Genomic DNA, 12,976 nt, shown 5'->3' with positions numbered 1-12,976 from the left:
GCTGACGCGCCTATCTAGGCCCATGCGTCCGTGGCCGCAAGCCCTTCAAGGCCGCACCGGCGGCAGCGCCGGCCCGCCCCCGGCCGGCGCAGATCGTGCCGAGCCCAGCCCTTTCTTGCCGGATCGAGAAGAAGAGCCCTGCGCCCGGGTCGCCGCCCCCCGCGGCGCGGCAGATGCGGTCGCAGGTCGCGCCCGCTTGCGGCGGACCGTCCCCGGGATCGATTTGCGGTTCCGTCCCGCCCGGTGGAAGGATATAGAGCGCGGGTCTTTTTTCATCAGCAAGGAACGGACATGGCCAACGTCGTCGTCGTGGGCGCCCAGTGGGGCGACGAGGGGAAGGGCAAGATCGTGGACTGGCTCTCGGAGCGGGCCGACGTGATCGCGCGTTTCCAGGGCGGGCACAATGCGGGCCATACGCTGGTGATCGACGGCAAGGTCTACAAGCTCTCGCTGCTGCCCTCGGGGATCGTGCGGCCGGGCAAGCTGTCGGTGATCGGCAACGGGGTCGTGCTCGATCCGTGGCATCTGGTTCAGGAGATCGCCAAGCTGCGCGCCGACGGCGTCGAGATCTCGCCCCAGAGCCTGATGATCGCCGAGAATGCGGTGCTGATCCTGCCGCTGCACGGCGAGCTCGACCGCGCGCGCGAGTCGCAGAATTCGGTGGCCAAGATCGGCACCACGGGCCGCGGCATCGGCCCGGCCTATGAAGACAAGGTGGGTCGCCGCGCGATCCGCGTGGCCGACCTCGCCGACGAAGCGACGCTCGCGCTCCGCGTCGACCGGCTGATGGTCCATCACGATGCGCTGCGCCGCGGCCTCGGGATCGAGCCCGTCGACCGCGAGGCGCTGCTGGCCCAGCTGCGCGAGATCGCGCCGCAGGTGCTGCCCTACGCCAAGCCCGTCTGGAAGGTGATGAACGAGATGCGCAAGGCCGGGAAGCGCATCCTGTTCGAAGGGGCGCAGGGGGCGCTCCTCGACATCGACTTCGGCACCTATCCCTATGTGACCTCCTCGAACGTCATTGCGGGGCAGGCCGCCACCGGCACCGGCATCGGGCCGGGCGCCATCGGCTTCGTGCTGGGCATCGTCAAGGCCTACACCACCCGTGTGGGCGAGGGACCGTTCCCGGCCGAGCTTCAGGATGCCGACGGCGAGCGTCTGGGCGAGCGCGGCCGCGAGTTCGGCACCGTGACGGGGCGCAAGCGCCGCTGCGGCTGGTTCGACGCGGTCCTCGTGCGGCAGACCTGCGCCACCTCGGGCGTTTCGGGCATCGCGCTCACCAAGCTCGACGTGCTCGACGGGTTCGAGACGCTGAAGATCTGCGTGGGCTACGAGCTCGACGGCGAGCGGCTGGATCACCTGCCGATCGCGGCCGACCAGCAGGCGCGCTGCACGCCCATCTTCGAAGAGCTCGAGGGCTGGTCCGAGAGCACCGCCGGCGCGCGGAGCTGGGCCGATCTGCCCGGCGCCGCGGTGAAATACGTCCGCCGCATCGAGGAGCTGATCCAGTGCCCGGTCGCGCTGCTTTCGACTTCGCCCGAGCGCGACGACACGATCCTCGTCACCGACCCGTTCGAGGACTGATCCGGCCCGGCCGCCCCGCACGGGGCGGCTGTCGCTTCCTGTCGGGACGGCTGTCGTCCCCCGATCCGAGGAGGGTCCGATGGCCCTGAGCTACAAGACACGCCGCCGCCTGTCGCTGCTGGTCCTCGTGGTGGGGATGCCGCTCTATATCGTGGCGGCGGTGACGCTGGTGGGCCTCTTCGACCGGCCGACGTTCTGGCTGGAGCTGGTGATCTATGTGGCCCTCGGCATCGTCTGGATCCTGCCCCTGAAGCCGATCTTCATCGGCGTGGGGCAGCCGGACCCAGATGCCAAGCCGCAGGACGAGCAGAAGCCGGACTGAGCCCGGTCAGGGGCGCGGCGAGGTCCCGGCCGGCGCCGTGCCTTCGTCGCCGGCGTCCGCCGGATCCACCCGCTCGCCGAGGCCCAGAAGCAGCGGCGGCGGATGCCCATCCGCGCCTCCGGGGCGCACCACGCGGGCGAGATCGTCGCGATAGGCGCCGAGCCGGTTCCCCTCATCCTCGGGCGGTCCGCCCGACAGGCGCTCGGCCACGGTCGCCGCCACCGCCGCCTTCAGATGCGACAGGGCCGAGATCCTCCGGCGGCTCTCGGGGGCGCCCATCTGGCTGCGCGTCTTGTCGAGAATGCGCTCCACGGCATCCTCGCCCGTCGCCTCGGCCAGTTGTCGACCGGCATCATGGGCGGGACAGGGCGTGGCGAGATCCTGTTCGATGCGCGCCAGCTCTTCGAGAAGCAGCGGATCGGGTTCGGCCTTCAGCCGGCCGATGCGCGAGCGGGCCCGCTCCAGCGTCCGGGCCCGCTCACAGGCCTCCGTCTGCGCCTGCTCGGCCCGTTCCGCCGCCACGAAGGCACGGACGGCCTCTTCCGCGGCCGCTTCCCGGTGGGCGGGGACCGACATCGGCTGTGGCGCCGCGGGCTGACGCGCGGCCTCCATCGCCGCGCGCAGACGCATGAGCCGCGCCGCGACACTCGCCGCCGCTTCGGGTGCGCAGGCGGTGGCGGCCCGGAGGGTCACGCCGGCGGCATCCGCCGCGACGAGGACGGCGCCTTCGGCGATCCGCTGGATCACGGCCGCTTCAGGAGCCGATCCCCGCGCCTCGGCCTCGCGGAAATGCGCGGCAATCGGACCGGCCAGAGAGAAGGGGTCCGCGAACCCCTCGAGCGCACAGGTAAAGCCCGCGTAGCTCAGGGTGAGGGTCTTGCTGTCCCCGCTCATCGGATATGCGCGCTCCCTTGCGGCTTCTCTTCGGGGCCGACTCTGCCACTGGCCATTCGACCGCGGAAATCAGGTGAATCGAAGGATTGATTATGGCTCTTGCCGGGCATAACTCCACAGGCCCGAATATACAGTGTGACGATGACCGAGCCTATTGTGGAATCGACGGAGGGCGTCACGCTGGTGGCGGGCGGACCGGTCACGCGCCGGGATCTGGCGCTGGCTCTCGCACGGGCGCCGCATCTGGTGGCGGCGGACGGAGGCGGCGACACGGCGCTCCGCCTCGGGCACATGCCGCGCGCGGTGATCGGCGACATGGATTCGCTCTCGTCCGAGGGGCGCGCGACCCTTGCGGGGCGCGTGCATCATCTGGCCGAGCAGGAGTCCACCGACTTCGACAAGTGCCTGCGCAACATCCGCGCGCCCTTCGTGCTGGCGCTGGGGGTGGCGGGGGCGCGCATCGATCACGGGCTGGCGGTGATGAACGGGCTCGTGCAGCGCCCCGATGTCACCTGTCTGCTCGTCGGCCCCGAGGATGTGGTCTTTCACGCGCCGCCCGAGCTTCGGCTGCGGATGCGCGAAGGCGAGCGGTTCTCGCTCTTTCCGATGGCGCCCCTTCGGGGCACGAGCCGGGGCCTGCGCTGGCCCATCGACGAGATCCCCTTCGCGCCCGGCGGGCGGATCGGCACCTCGAACATCGTCTCCTCGCCCGAGGTGCGGCTGGCCTTCGACAGGCCGGGGATGCTGGTGATCCTGCCGCGCGCGCGGCTCGATGCGGCCCTCAGGGGGCTGGTGCCGGGGTGGGCAGGACGCGGGCGGACAGCCGCTCGCGGTGAATGATGTAGAGGCCCGAGGCCGCGATGGTGCCGATGCCTGCCCAGGTGAGCAAGTTCGGGAAATCGCCGAACACGAGGTAGCCGAGCCCCACCGCGGCCACGATCTCGCAATAGTGGAGCGGCGCGAGCGTGGCCGACGGGGCGAATTTCAGCGCATAGGTCATGCACATGTGGCTGGCCGCGGCCCAGAAGCCCACGCCGAAGAGAAGCGCCCAGCCCATGCCGTCGGGGCGGACGAGGGTGAGGGAGGGCACGCCTGCCGCATGGCCCCAGGCCATGACCGGCACGAGCAGGAGGACGCCCGCCAGCGCGGTGTGGAACTGCATGCTCACCGGATGCATCCCCCGCGACATCTGCCGCGTAACCAGCATGTAGAAGGCGAAGAAGACCGCCGTCCCGAGCGGCCAGAGCGCCACGAGGCCGAAGGCCACGAGCGAGGGCTGGATCACCAGAAGCGCGCCGCCGAAGCCCACGATGCTCGCCGCGATCCGGCGGGGGCCCACCTCGTCGCCGAAGAGGATCCGGCCCAGAATGAGCAGGATGAAGGGCTCGACGAAGGCGATGGCCAGCGCGTCGGCGATGGGCATCACCGTGACGGCCGCGACGAAACTGTAGGTCGACAGGATCAGAAAAATCGCCCGCAGCGCCACGAGCCCGGCCATGCGGCGGCTCATCCGCCAGCCCGTGCCCATCAGCGCCACCACCGGCAGCATCAGTGCCGCCTGCACGAGGAAGCGCGCGCCGGTGATCTGGCCCACGGGGATCGTGGCGGAGGCGAGCTTCGCGCAGACGTCGAGCAGCGGCGCGAGGACGCAGAAGGCGATCATCAGCGCGACGCCGGGCAGGATGCGGTCAGAGGAGGCTGTCATGGATCCGGCCTAGCCTGACCCGGGACGTCCGTCCAGAGGCCTCGCGGCAGGATCCGGGCGGAAGGTGCGGAAAAGGCGGGAAAACCCGGCGGCCATGGGCCGGCGGGAGGAAGCCGTGAACGCGCTTCCGAACGCGGGCTTTCCGGCCGGGGGCGGCCCCTTCCAGTCCCGCCACCCGGCGGACAGGACCAGCGAGCCAGTCGACCGTGAGGAGTCCGCTCCCATCCCTCGACCGAGGAAGCTCCACCGGTCCGAGGCGGGAGGGGCCTGTCGGTCGAGCGCCGCGGCCAAGAGCGCCTCCGCACCGGGCTCCGCGGCGCATGGTCATGCCGCAGGGCGGAGGAGGAGATCATCGCACCCGCATCGTCGTCAGCAGTTCGGGACATTCACCGCGAGGCCGCCGAGCGAGGTCTCCTTGTATTTGTCGTTCATGTCGCGGCCGGTCTGGCGCATCGTCTCGATACAGACGTCGAGGCTCACCAGATGCTCGCCGTCGCCGCGGAGCGCGAGGCTCGCCGCCGACACGGCCTTGATCGCGCCGAGCCCGTTGCGCTCGATGCAGGGCACCTGCACGAGGCCGCGCACGGGGTCGCAGGTCATGCCGAGGTGATGCTCCAGCGCGATCTCGGCCGCATTCTCGACCTGAGCGGGCGTGCCGCCGAGCACCGCCGCAAGCCCCGCCGCGCCCATCGCCGCCGCCGAGCCCACCTCGGCCTGACAGCCGCATTCGGCCCCCGAGATCGAGGCATTGTGCTTGACGAGCCCGCCGATGGCCGCGGCCGTCAGGAGGAAATCCCCGAGCTTCGCGGGGCTCGCCCCCGGAACATGATCGAGCCAGTAGCGGATGACGGCGGGCACCACGCCCGCCGCGCCGTTGGTCGGGGCTGTGACCACCTGACCGCCGGCGGCATTCTCCTCGTTCACCGCCATGGCATAGAGGCTCATCCAGTCGTTGATCGTGTGCGGCGCGGTCATGTTCAGCCCGCGTTCGGCCAGCAGCGCCTCGCGGATGCCCTTGGCGCGGCGGCGGACATGCAGGCCGCCCGGCAGCGTGCCGCCGGTCTCCATGCCGCGCTCGATGCAGTCGTTCATCACCTGCCAGATCCGCTTCAGCCCGCGGTCGAGCTCGGGCGCGCTGCGGACCGCGAGTTCGTTGGCGCGCTTCATCGCCGCGATGGACAGGCCCGAGGCCTCGGCCATCCCGAGCATCTGGTGCGCACTCTCGAAGGGGAAGGGGACGGCGGGACCGGCGGCGGGGCGGTCGGATTTCGATTCCGCAAGCTCTGCCTCGGTCAGGACGAAGCCACCGCCCACGGAATAATAGACCTCCGACAGCAGCACGTCGCCCTGTGCGTCGGTCGCCTGAATGCGCATCCCGTTGGCATGGCCCGGCAGGGCATGACCGTAGTCGAAGACCAGATCCTTCTCGGGGTCGAACTGGAGCGGCCCGAGGCCCGGCGCCTCGATCCGGCCGGTGGCGCGGATCGCGGCCAGCACCTCCTCGGCGCGCTCCGCATCGTAGCTGCCGGGCTCGAACCCCGCGAGGCCCAGGATCGTCGCCCGGTCGGTCGCATGGCCCACGCCGGTGAAGGCGAGGCTGCCGTGCAGCGAGGCCCGCAGCCCGTGCGCATGGAACGGGCTTGCCCGGAGCCGGTCGAGGAAGCGGCCCGCGGCCACCATCGGTCCCATCGTGTGCGACGAGGAGGGGCCGACGCCCACCTTGAAGATGTCGAAGACGGACAGGAACATGCGAGGACCTCGATCAGCGGTTCTTCCTAGATAGGTGCGACAGGCCGCCGCGGACATGGCGGAAAACGACATGGCGCCGCCTTTCGCGCCATCCACCTCGCGGGCGGACGAGAAAGCCGGGCCATGCGCTGCTGTCTTCAGGAAGAAAGGGGCAGGGCGCCCGCGCAGATAAGGCGTTCCGGCGATGTCCCGGGGAACCTCCGCGCGAAGCGGTCGCCGCCCACGGTCCCGGCGGGAGAGGGGCCTGCCGCCGGGCCCCGCGGTGGCGGCTCTCCGGCCTCCGGTCGCGCGGCTCAGTGCGGGCGGCAGGTCCGCGGCAGGGGCGCAAGCGCGCCCTCTCCGCGCAGGCAATCCACGATGGCCTGACAGGCGGCTTCGCAGAGCAGGACCTCGGCAGGACCTGCGTCGGCGCGTCGGTCATGGGCCGGAGGGGAAGGGTTCGTCGGGCGGGGAGCGGTCATGGCAAGGATCCCGGAAACAACAGAAGGAAGAAGGACCAGCAGATGGCTCGAATGGAACGCGTAAATGTGCGTTCAGGATGCGCCGGATTTCGAATTTCTTCAACTGTGGCCGTGGCTCCTCAGCCCGGAAAGCTGCCGCTTTCCGCTCGCACGGCCAGCACTTCGTCCCTATAACCGGGATGCGCCCCAGCGGAGACCCAGGATGCCTGCAGAACTATCCCCGATCGACACCGCCAAATTCGCCGCCGCACGCCGCGCGGTGGATCTCGTGCAGGACGGCATGAAGCTGGGCCTCGGCACCGGCTCGACCGCCGCCTGGATGGTGCGCTGCCTGGCCGAGCGCGTGCGCGAGGAGGGGCTGCGGGTTCAGGGCGTCCCGACCTCGACCCGCACGGCCGAGCTCGCCCGCGCTCTGGGCATCCAGGTGGTGACGCTGGACGAGGCGAAGTGGCTCGACCTGACCATCGACGGGGCGGACGAATTCGACGCCGACTTCAATCTCATCAAGGGCGGAGGGGCCGCTCTGCTGCAGGAGAAGATCGTGGCGACCGCCTCGGACCGGATGGTGGTGATCGCCGATGCCGCCAAGGAAGTGGCGCATCTGGGCGCCTTTCCGCTGCCGGTCGAGGTCATCCCCTTCGGCTGGCAGAGCACGAAGATGCTGATCGAGGAAACGCTCGAGGGCATGGATGTGCTGGGCCGCGAGGTGACGCTGCGCCTCTCCGGCGATGCGCCGCTTCTGACCGACGAGAAGAACTACATCCTCGATCTGCATCTCAAGCGCATCGGCGAGCCGCGTCCGCTCGCGCTGGCGCTGAACCAGATCGCGGGCGTCGTGGAAAACGGCCTCTTCATCGACATCTGCGATACGGTCGTGGTCGGCCATGGCGACGGGCGGGTGAGCCTGCGCGACCTGCAGTCGGGGCAGGCCGAGGAAGGATCCATCGACATGGACCGCGCCCGCAACATCTTCGCCGATCTGGGAGACTGAGACCGTGGCCTTCGACTATGACCTGTTCGTCATCGGCGGCGGCTCGGGCGGTGTGCGCGCCGCCCGGATCGCGGCTTCGGAAGGCGGCGCGACTGTCGCGCTGGCCGAGGAGAGCCGCATGGGCGGCACCTGCGTCATCCGCGGCTGCGTGCCCAAGAAGCTGATGGTCTTCGCCTCGGGCTATCCGGATGCGGTCGAGGATGCGCGCGCCTACGGATGGGACGCCTCGATCGGCGGCTTCGACTGGCCCGCCTTCCGGGGCAAGCTGGATCGCGAGCTCGACAGGCTCGAGGCCGCCTACCGCTCGGGCCTGACCTCGGCCGGGGTCGAGATCTTCGACGAGCGCGCGACGGTGGCCGATGCCCATACGGTCGCGCTGGCCTCGGGGCGCAAGGTCACGGCCAAGCACATCCTGATCGCGACCGGCGGGCGCCCCTTCGTGCCGGACTTCCCGGGCTGCGAGCTGGCGATGAGTTCGGACGACGTGTTCCAGCTCGAGAGCCTGCCCACCTCGATCCTCGTGGTGGGCGGCGGCTACATCGCCAGCGAATTCGCCTGCATCCTGCACGGGCTCGGGGTCGAGGTCTGCCAGTTCTACCGCGGCGCGCAGATCCTGCGCGGCTTCGACGACGAGGCGCGCGGCCATGTCGCCTCGGCCATGATCGACCGTGGCATCCATATCAAATGCGGCACCGACGTGATCCGGCTCGAGAAGACCGAGCGTGGAGTGCGCGCCGTGACCACCGACGGGTCGGATCAGGAGTTCGGCGCGGTCCTCTATGCCACCGGACGGCGGCCCAACACGCGCGGGCTCGGGCTCGAGGCGCTGGGCATCGAGCTCGGCCGCCACGGCCAGATCCCGGTCGACGGCTGGAGCCAGACCTCGGTGCCCTCGATCTATGCGGTGGGGGATGTGACCGACCGGATCAACCTGACGCCGGTCGCGATCCGCGAGGGCCACGCCTTCGCCGACACGGTCTTCAAGGGCGAGCCGCGGCAGGCCGACCACGAGCTCGTAGCCTCGGCGGTCTTCACCCAGCCGGAACTCGGCTCGGTGGGGCTGAGCGAAGAGGCCGCGCGCGAGCAGGAGCCCATCGAGGTCTATGCCGCGGCCTTCCGGCCGATGCAGTCGCTCTTTGCCGGCCGGCCCGACCGCGTGCTCATGAAACTGATCGTCAGCCAGGCGAGCCGGAAGGTGCTCGGCTGCCACATCGTCGCCCCGAATGCGGGCGAGATGATCCAGCTCGCCGCCATCGCCGTGAAGATGGGGGCGACGAAGGAAGACTTCGATCGGACCGTGGCGGTTCATCCGACCATGGCCGAGGAACTCGTGACCCTGCGCAAACCCATCCGCACGGCTTGAATTTGCTTTTTGGATGACCAGTTAAGGCGGCAGGCAAGGAAAGGGAAAGGGTTATATGTCCAACGGAGGACCTTGGGGCGGAGGCGGTGGAGATCGCGGCGACAGGGACGGGCGTGACGGCCGCGGCGGGCGGCGTCCCGGCGGCGGTGAAGGGTCCCAGATGCCCGAGATCGACGAGATCGTGAAGAAGGGGCAGGAGCAGCTGCGCGTGCTGATGGGCGGCCGGAGCCGTCCGAACGGCGGGCGGGGCGGCGGAGGCGGGAACGGCGGCAATCCGATCGGCCCGCTCTTCACCCGGCAGGGCCTTGCGCTCGGCGCGCTGGCGGCCGTGGGCGTCTGGGCCTTCATGTCCTTCTACACGGTGCGGCCCGAGGAACGCTCGGTCGAGCTGTTCCTGGGCGAGTTCAGCGCCATCGGCAATCCGGGCCTCAACTTCGCGCCCTGGCCGTTCGTCACGGCCGAGGTGGTGCAGGTGACGGGCGAACGCACGACCGACATCGGCACCGGCCGCGGCGGCGATACCGACAGCGGCCTCATGCTCACGCGCGACCAGAACATCGTGGACATCGAGTTCCAGGTGGTCTGGAACATCTCGGATCCCGCGCAATTCCTGTTCAACCTCGCCGATCCGGCCGACACGATCCGCGCGGTCTCGGAATCCGCGATGCGTGACATCATCGCCCGGTCCGAGCTCTCGCCGATCCTCAACCGCGACCGCGGCATCATCGCCTCGGACCTGCTGGCGGCGGTGCAGACCACGCTCGACAGCTATCAGGCCGGCATCAATGTCGTCCGCGTCAACTTCGACAAGGCCGACCCGCCGCAGGAGGTCATCGACAGCTTCCGCGAAGTGCAGGCCGCCCAGCAGGAGCGCGACCGGCTCGAGAAGGAAGCCGATGCCTATGCCAACCGCGTGACCGCGGCCGCCCGCGGGGAAGCCGCGCGGCTGACGGAACAGGCCGAGGGCTACCGCGCCGAGGTCGTGAACAATGCCGAGGGTGAGGCTTCGCGCTTCAACTCGGTCTACGAGGAATATGTGAAGGCGCCTGACGTCACCCGCCGCCGGATGTATCTCGAAACCATGGAGAAGGTGCTCGGCTCGATGGACAAGGTGATCCTCGACGGCGTTCAGGGCGAAGGCGGCTCGGGCGTCGTGCCCTACCTGCCGCTGAACGAGCTCGGCCGCAACACGGGCGGCGCCCGCGCAGGCTCGACCGCGACCGGGGAGGCCAACTGATGAACCGCAGCTCTCTCATCCTGCCCATCCTCGCCATTCTGGTTGCCGTGGGCTTCTCGTCGATCTTCATCGTGGACGAGCGCGAGAAGGCGCTGGTGCTGCAGTTCGGTCAGGTGAAGGCGGTCAAGGAAGAACCGGGCATCGGCTTCAAGATCCCCCTCATCCAGGAGGTCGTGCGCTACGACGGGCGCATCCTTGGCCTGCCCACGCAGCCGCTCGAGGTGACCCCGCTCGACGACCGGCGCCTCGTGGTCGATGCCTTCGCCCGCTGGCGCATCGTGGATCTCGTCGAATTCCGCGAGGCCGTGGGTGCGGGCGGCATCGAGGCGGCGCAGACCCGGCTCCAGCGCATCATGAGCCCGGCCATTCGCGAAGTGCTGGGTGGCGTGCCCTCGATCCGCGTCCTCTCCGAGGACCGGACGGTGCTCATGAACCAGATCCGCGATCTGGCCCGCCGTCAGGCGCTGGCCTTGGGTGTGGACGTGATCGACGTGCGTCTCACCCGCACCGACCTGCCCGAGCAGAACCTGTCGGCCACCTACGGCCGGATGCGGGCCGAGCGCGAGCGTGAGGCGGCCGACGAGATCGCCCGCGGCAACGAGGCGGCGCAGCGCGTGCGCGCGGCCGCGGACCGGACCGTGGTCGAGGTGACGTCCGAGGCGCGCCGTCAGGCCGAGGTGATCCGCGGCGAGGCCGACGCTCAGCGGAACTCGGTCTATGCGGAGGCCTTCGGCCGCGATCCCGAGTTCTTCGCCTTCACCCGCTCGCTCACCTCCTACGAGCGCGCGCTGCAGGGCGGCGGCTCCTCCATCGTCATGCAGCCCGACAGCGAGTTCTTCCAGTATCTGCGCAGCGACCGCGCGCCGGAAGGCACGCCGCGCCCCGCAGCGCCGGCGGCGGCGTCCCCCGAAACGGGTGACGCGACCGCTCCTGCGGGCGAGCAGACGGGCCAGGCCGAAGAGACACCGGCGGCTCCGCCCGCCGGTCAGGATGCCGCCACGCCCGCACCGGCCGTCCAGTGACACGATGCCTGTCGGCGGGGCCCTGCCGGCAGGCTTCACATGAGCTTGACGGGCCAAGACGCCGTTTGCATTGCGGCGCATCTTGCCCGACTGTCACTTCGGGGCGGTGCAGCTTGCAGTTGGCCGCTCAGCTATCTCGAAAGGAGTCGGGTGTGCAGTCTCACGCCATTACCATCGCCCGCCGCATCCACCCGGTGCCCGCGTCGGTCTCGCGTCTCTTCCTCGCGCTGATGCTCGGGCTCGCCCTGGCGCTGGCGCAGGCCGTGGCGGTCAAGGCGCAGAACGCTCCCGCAAGTTTCGCAGGCCTCGCCGAGAAGATCAGCCCGGCCGTCGTGAACATCACGACCTCGACCGTCGTGGCGGCACCCACGCAGAATTCGCCCCTCGTGCCCGAAGGCTCGCCCTTCGAGGATTTCTTCCGTGACTTCATGGACCCGCAGAACCGCGGCGAGGGCCCGCGCCGCTCCGAGGCGCTGGGTTCGGGCTTCGTGATCTCGGAAGACGGCTACATCGTCACCAACAATCATGTCATCGAAGGGGCCGACGACATCCAGATCGAGTTCTTCTCGGGCAAGAAGCTCGAGGCGAAGCTCGTCGGCACCGATCCGAAGACCGACATCGCGCTGCTGAAGGTCGATGGGAACCAGCCGCTGCCCTTCGTGAGCTTCGGCAACTCCGACCTCGCCCGCGTTGGCGACTGGGTCGTGGCGATGGGCAACCCGCTGGGGCAGGGCTTCTCGGTCTCGGCCGGCATCGTGTCGGCGCGCAACCGGGCCCTCTCCGGCACCTACGACGATTACATCCAGACCGACGCCGCCATCAACCGCGGCAATTCGGGCGGTCCGCTGTTCAACATGGACGGGCAGGTGATCGGCGTGAACACGGCGATCCTGTCGCCGAACGGCGGCTCGATCGGCATCGGCTTCTCGATGGCCTCGAACGTGGTGGTGAAGGTCGTGCAGCAGCTGCGCGAGTTCGGCGAGACCCGCCGCGGCTGGCTCGGCGTGCGGATCCAGGACGTGACCCCCGACGTGGCCGAGGCGATGGGCCTCACCGAGGCCAAAGGCGCCCTCGTGACCGACGTGCCGGAAGGCCCCGCGAAAGAGGCCGGCATGCAGTCTGGCGACGTGATCGTGACCTTCGATAGCGCGCCCGTGGCGGACACCCGCGATCTGGTGCGCCGGGTGGCCGATGCGCCCATTGGCGAGGCGGTGCGTGTCATCGTGATGCGCGAAGGCAAGACCCGGACCCTGTCGGTGACGCTCGGGCGTCGCGAGGAAGCCGAGAACGAAGGCCCCGAGGCACCCGGCGCGACCGAGCCGACGGAACCGTCGACGGCCGATCTTCTGGGCCTGACCGTGGCGCCGCTCACGGCCGAGCAGGCCGGAGAGCTGGGCCTGCCCGGCGGCACCGAGGGGCTTGCCGTGACGGATGTCGATCCGGCCTCCGAGGCCTATTCCAAGGGCTTGCGCGAGGGAGACGTGATCACCGAGGCCGGCCAGCAGAAAGTGGTCTCGATCAAGGATCTGCAGGACCGTGTGACCGAGGCGCGGGAGGCGGGGCGGAAATCGCTGCTCCTGCTGATCCGCCGCGGCGGCGATCCGCGTTTCGTGGCCCTGACGGTCAGCGAGTAGGCCGCGCCCGGCGC

General features: G+C 69.8%; 12 protein-coding genes. 8 read left to right on the top strand and 4 right to left on the bottom strand.

Annotation, left to right across the window (positions count from 1 at the left end; translation table 11 throughout):
* Window positions 1-291 precede the first annotated feature (291 nt).
* Both RSP_RS10115 and RSP_RS10110 read left to right on the top strand, forming a co-directional pair.
* Window positions 292-1,584, top strand: a complete 1,293-nt coding sequence (locus tag RSP_RS10115; RefSeq protein WP_011338184.1) for an adenylosuccinate synthase — start codon at window positions 292-294, stop codon at window positions 1,582-1,584.
* Between the two features lie 79 nt (window positions 1,585-1,663).
* Complete coding sequence (locus tag RSP_RS10110) at window positions 1,664-1,906, top strand: DUF2842 domain-containing protein (RefSeq protein WP_011338183.1); 243 nt, start codon at window positions 1,664-1,666, stop codon at window positions 1,904-1,906.
* Between the two features lie 6 nt (window positions 1,907-1,912).
* Here the strand turns inward: RSP_RS10110 and RSP_RS10105 are convergent, their stop codons facing one another.
* Window positions 1,913-2,800, bottom strand: a complete 888-nt coding sequence (locus RSP_RS10105; RefSeq protein ID WP_017140273.1) for a hypothetical protein — start codon at window positions 2,798-2,800, stop codon at window positions 1,913-1,915.
* Between the two features lie 141 nt (window positions 2,801-2,941).
* Between RSP_RS10105 and RSP_RS10100 the strand changes: the two genes are divergently transcribed.
* Window positions 2,942-3,640 (top strand): thiamine diphosphokinase, encoded by a 699-nt coding sequence (locus RSP_RS10100; RefSeq protein ID WP_011338181.1) that lies wholly within the window; start codon window positions 2,942-2,944, stop codon window positions 3,638-3,640.
* On the opposite strand, the gene RSP_RS10095 is transcribed toward RSP_RS10100, so the two are convergent.
* From RSP_RS10095 to RSP_RS22365, 3 genes are all read right to left on the bottom strand, one after another.
* Window positions 3,582-4,505 carry a DMT family transporter gene (locus RSP_RS10095; protein WP_011338180.1) on the bottom strand — a complete coding sequence of 308 codons (924 nt, stop codon included), beginning with the start codon at window positions 4,503-4,505 and terminating at the stop codon, window positions 3,582-3,584. The genes RSP_RS10100 and RSP_RS10095 overlap by 59 nt on opposite strands.
* 369 nt (window positions 4,506-4,874) lie before the next feature.
* Window positions 4,875-6,254, bottom strand: a complete 1,380-nt coding sequence (locus RSP_RS10090; protein WP_011338178.1) for an L-serine ammonia-lyase — start codon at window positions 6,252-6,254, stop codon at window positions 4,875-4,877.
* Window positions 6,255-6,547: 293 nt separating this feature from the next.
* The gene (locus RSP_RS22365; protein WP_015920905.1) at window positions 6,548-6,715 is read right to left on the bottom strand and encodes a hypothetical protein; all 168 of its coding nucleotides are present in this window, start codon (window positions 6,713-6,715) and stop codon (window positions 6,548-6,550) included.
* Window positions 6,716-6,917: 202 nt separating this feature from the next.
* Between RSP_RS22365 and rpiA the strand changes: the two genes are divergently transcribed.
* The 5 genes from rpiA to RSP_RS10065 all read left to right on the top strand — a co-directional run bounded on the left by rpiA (window position 6,918) and on the right by RSP_RS10065 (window position 12,962).
* Entirely contained in the window at window positions 6,918-7,706 is a 789-nt protein-coding gene (rpiA, locus tag RSP_RS10085) for a ribose-5-phosphate isomerase RpiA (RefSeq protein WP_011338176.1), read from the top strand.
* Between the two features lie 4 nt (window positions 7,707-7,710).
* Window positions 7,711-9,069 (top strand): glutathione-disulfide reductase, encoded by a 1,359-nt coding sequence (gene gor, locus RSP_RS10080; RefSeq protein ID WP_011338175.1) that lies wholly within the window; start codon window positions 7,711-7,713, stop codon window positions 9,067-9,069.
* A gap of 55 nt (window positions 9,070-9,124) precedes the next feature.
* Window positions 9,125-10,306, top strand: a complete 1,182-nt coding sequence (hflK, locus tag RSP_RS10075; protein WP_011338174.1) for an FtsH protease activity modulator HflK — start codon at window positions 9,125-9,127, stop codon at window positions 10,304-10,306.
* Window positions 10,306-11,328 (top strand): protease modulator HflC, encoded by a 1,023-nt coding sequence (hflC, locus tag RSP_RS10070; RefSeq protein ID WP_011338173.1) that lies wholly within the window; start codon window positions 10,306-10,308, stop codon window positions 11,326-11,328. Before hflK ends, hflC begins: the two co-directional genes overlap by 1 nt.
* 152 nt (window positions 11,329-11,480) lie before the next feature.
* The gene (locus tag RSP_RS10065; protein WP_009565602.1) at window positions 11,481-12,962 is read left to right on the top strand and encodes a DegQ family serine endoprotease; all 1,482 of its coding nucleotides are present in this window, start codon (window positions 11,481-11,483) and stop codon (window positions 12,960-12,962) included.
* The last annotated feature ends 14 nt before the right edge of the window (window positions 12,963-12,976 follow it).

It is taken from the genome of Cereibacter sphaeroides 2.4.1, from assembly GCF_000012905.2.
GTDB classification, from domain to species: domain Bacteria; phylum Pseudomonadota; class Alphaproteobacteria; order Rhodobacterales; family Rhodobacteraceae; genus Cereibacter_A; species Cereibacter_A sphaeroides.
Note: the sequence above shows the minus strand (reverse complement) of the source record. Positions and strands in the feature narration are given on the sequence as shown.

What these genes read in the sequence shown, in the direction of transcription:
- RSP_RS22365 (WP_015920905.1), bottom strand. Translation starts at nt 6,715, where the DNA reads ATGACCGCTCCCCGCCCGACGAACCCTTCCCCTCCGGCCCATGACCGA.
- hflK (WP_011338174.1), top strand. Translation starts at nt 9,125, where the DNA reads ATGTCCAACGGAGGACCTTGGGGCGGAGGCGGTGGAGATCGCGGCGAC.
- rpiA (WP_011338176.1), top strand. Translation starts at nt 6,918, where the DNA reads ATGCCTGCAGAACTATCCCCGATCGACACCGCCAAATTCGCCGCCGCA.
- hflC (WP_011338173.1), top strand. Translation starts at nt 10,306, where the DNA reads ATGAACCGCAGCTCTCTCATCCTGCCCATCCTCGCCATTCTGGTTGCC.
- RSP_RS10110 (WP_011338183.1), top strand. Translation starts at nt 1,664, where the DNA reads ATGGCCCTGAGCTACAAGACACGCCGCCGCCTGTCGCTGCTGGTCCTC.
- RSP_RS10090 (WP_011338178.1), bottom strand. Translation starts at nt 6,254, where the DNA reads ATGTTCCTGTCCGTCTTCGACATCTTCAAGGTGGGCGTCGGCCCCTCC.
- RSP_RS10100 (WP_011338181.1), top strand. Translation starts at nt 2,942, where the DNA reads ATGACCGAGCCTATTGTGGAATCGACGGAGGGCGTCACGCTGGTGGCG.
- RSP_RS10105 (WP_017140273.1), bottom strand. Translation starts at nt 2,800, where the DNA reads ATGAGCGGGGACAGCAAGACCCTCACCCTGAGCTACGCGGGCTTTACC.
- RSP_RS10095 (WP_011338180.1), bottom strand. Translation starts at nt 4,505, where the DNA reads ATGACAGCCTCCTCTGACCGCATCCTGCCCGGCGTCGCGCTGATGATC.
- RSP_RS10115 (WP_011338184.1), top strand. Translation starts at nt 292, where the DNA reads ATGGCCAACGTCGTCGTCGTGGGCGCCCAGTGGGGCGACGAGGGGAAG.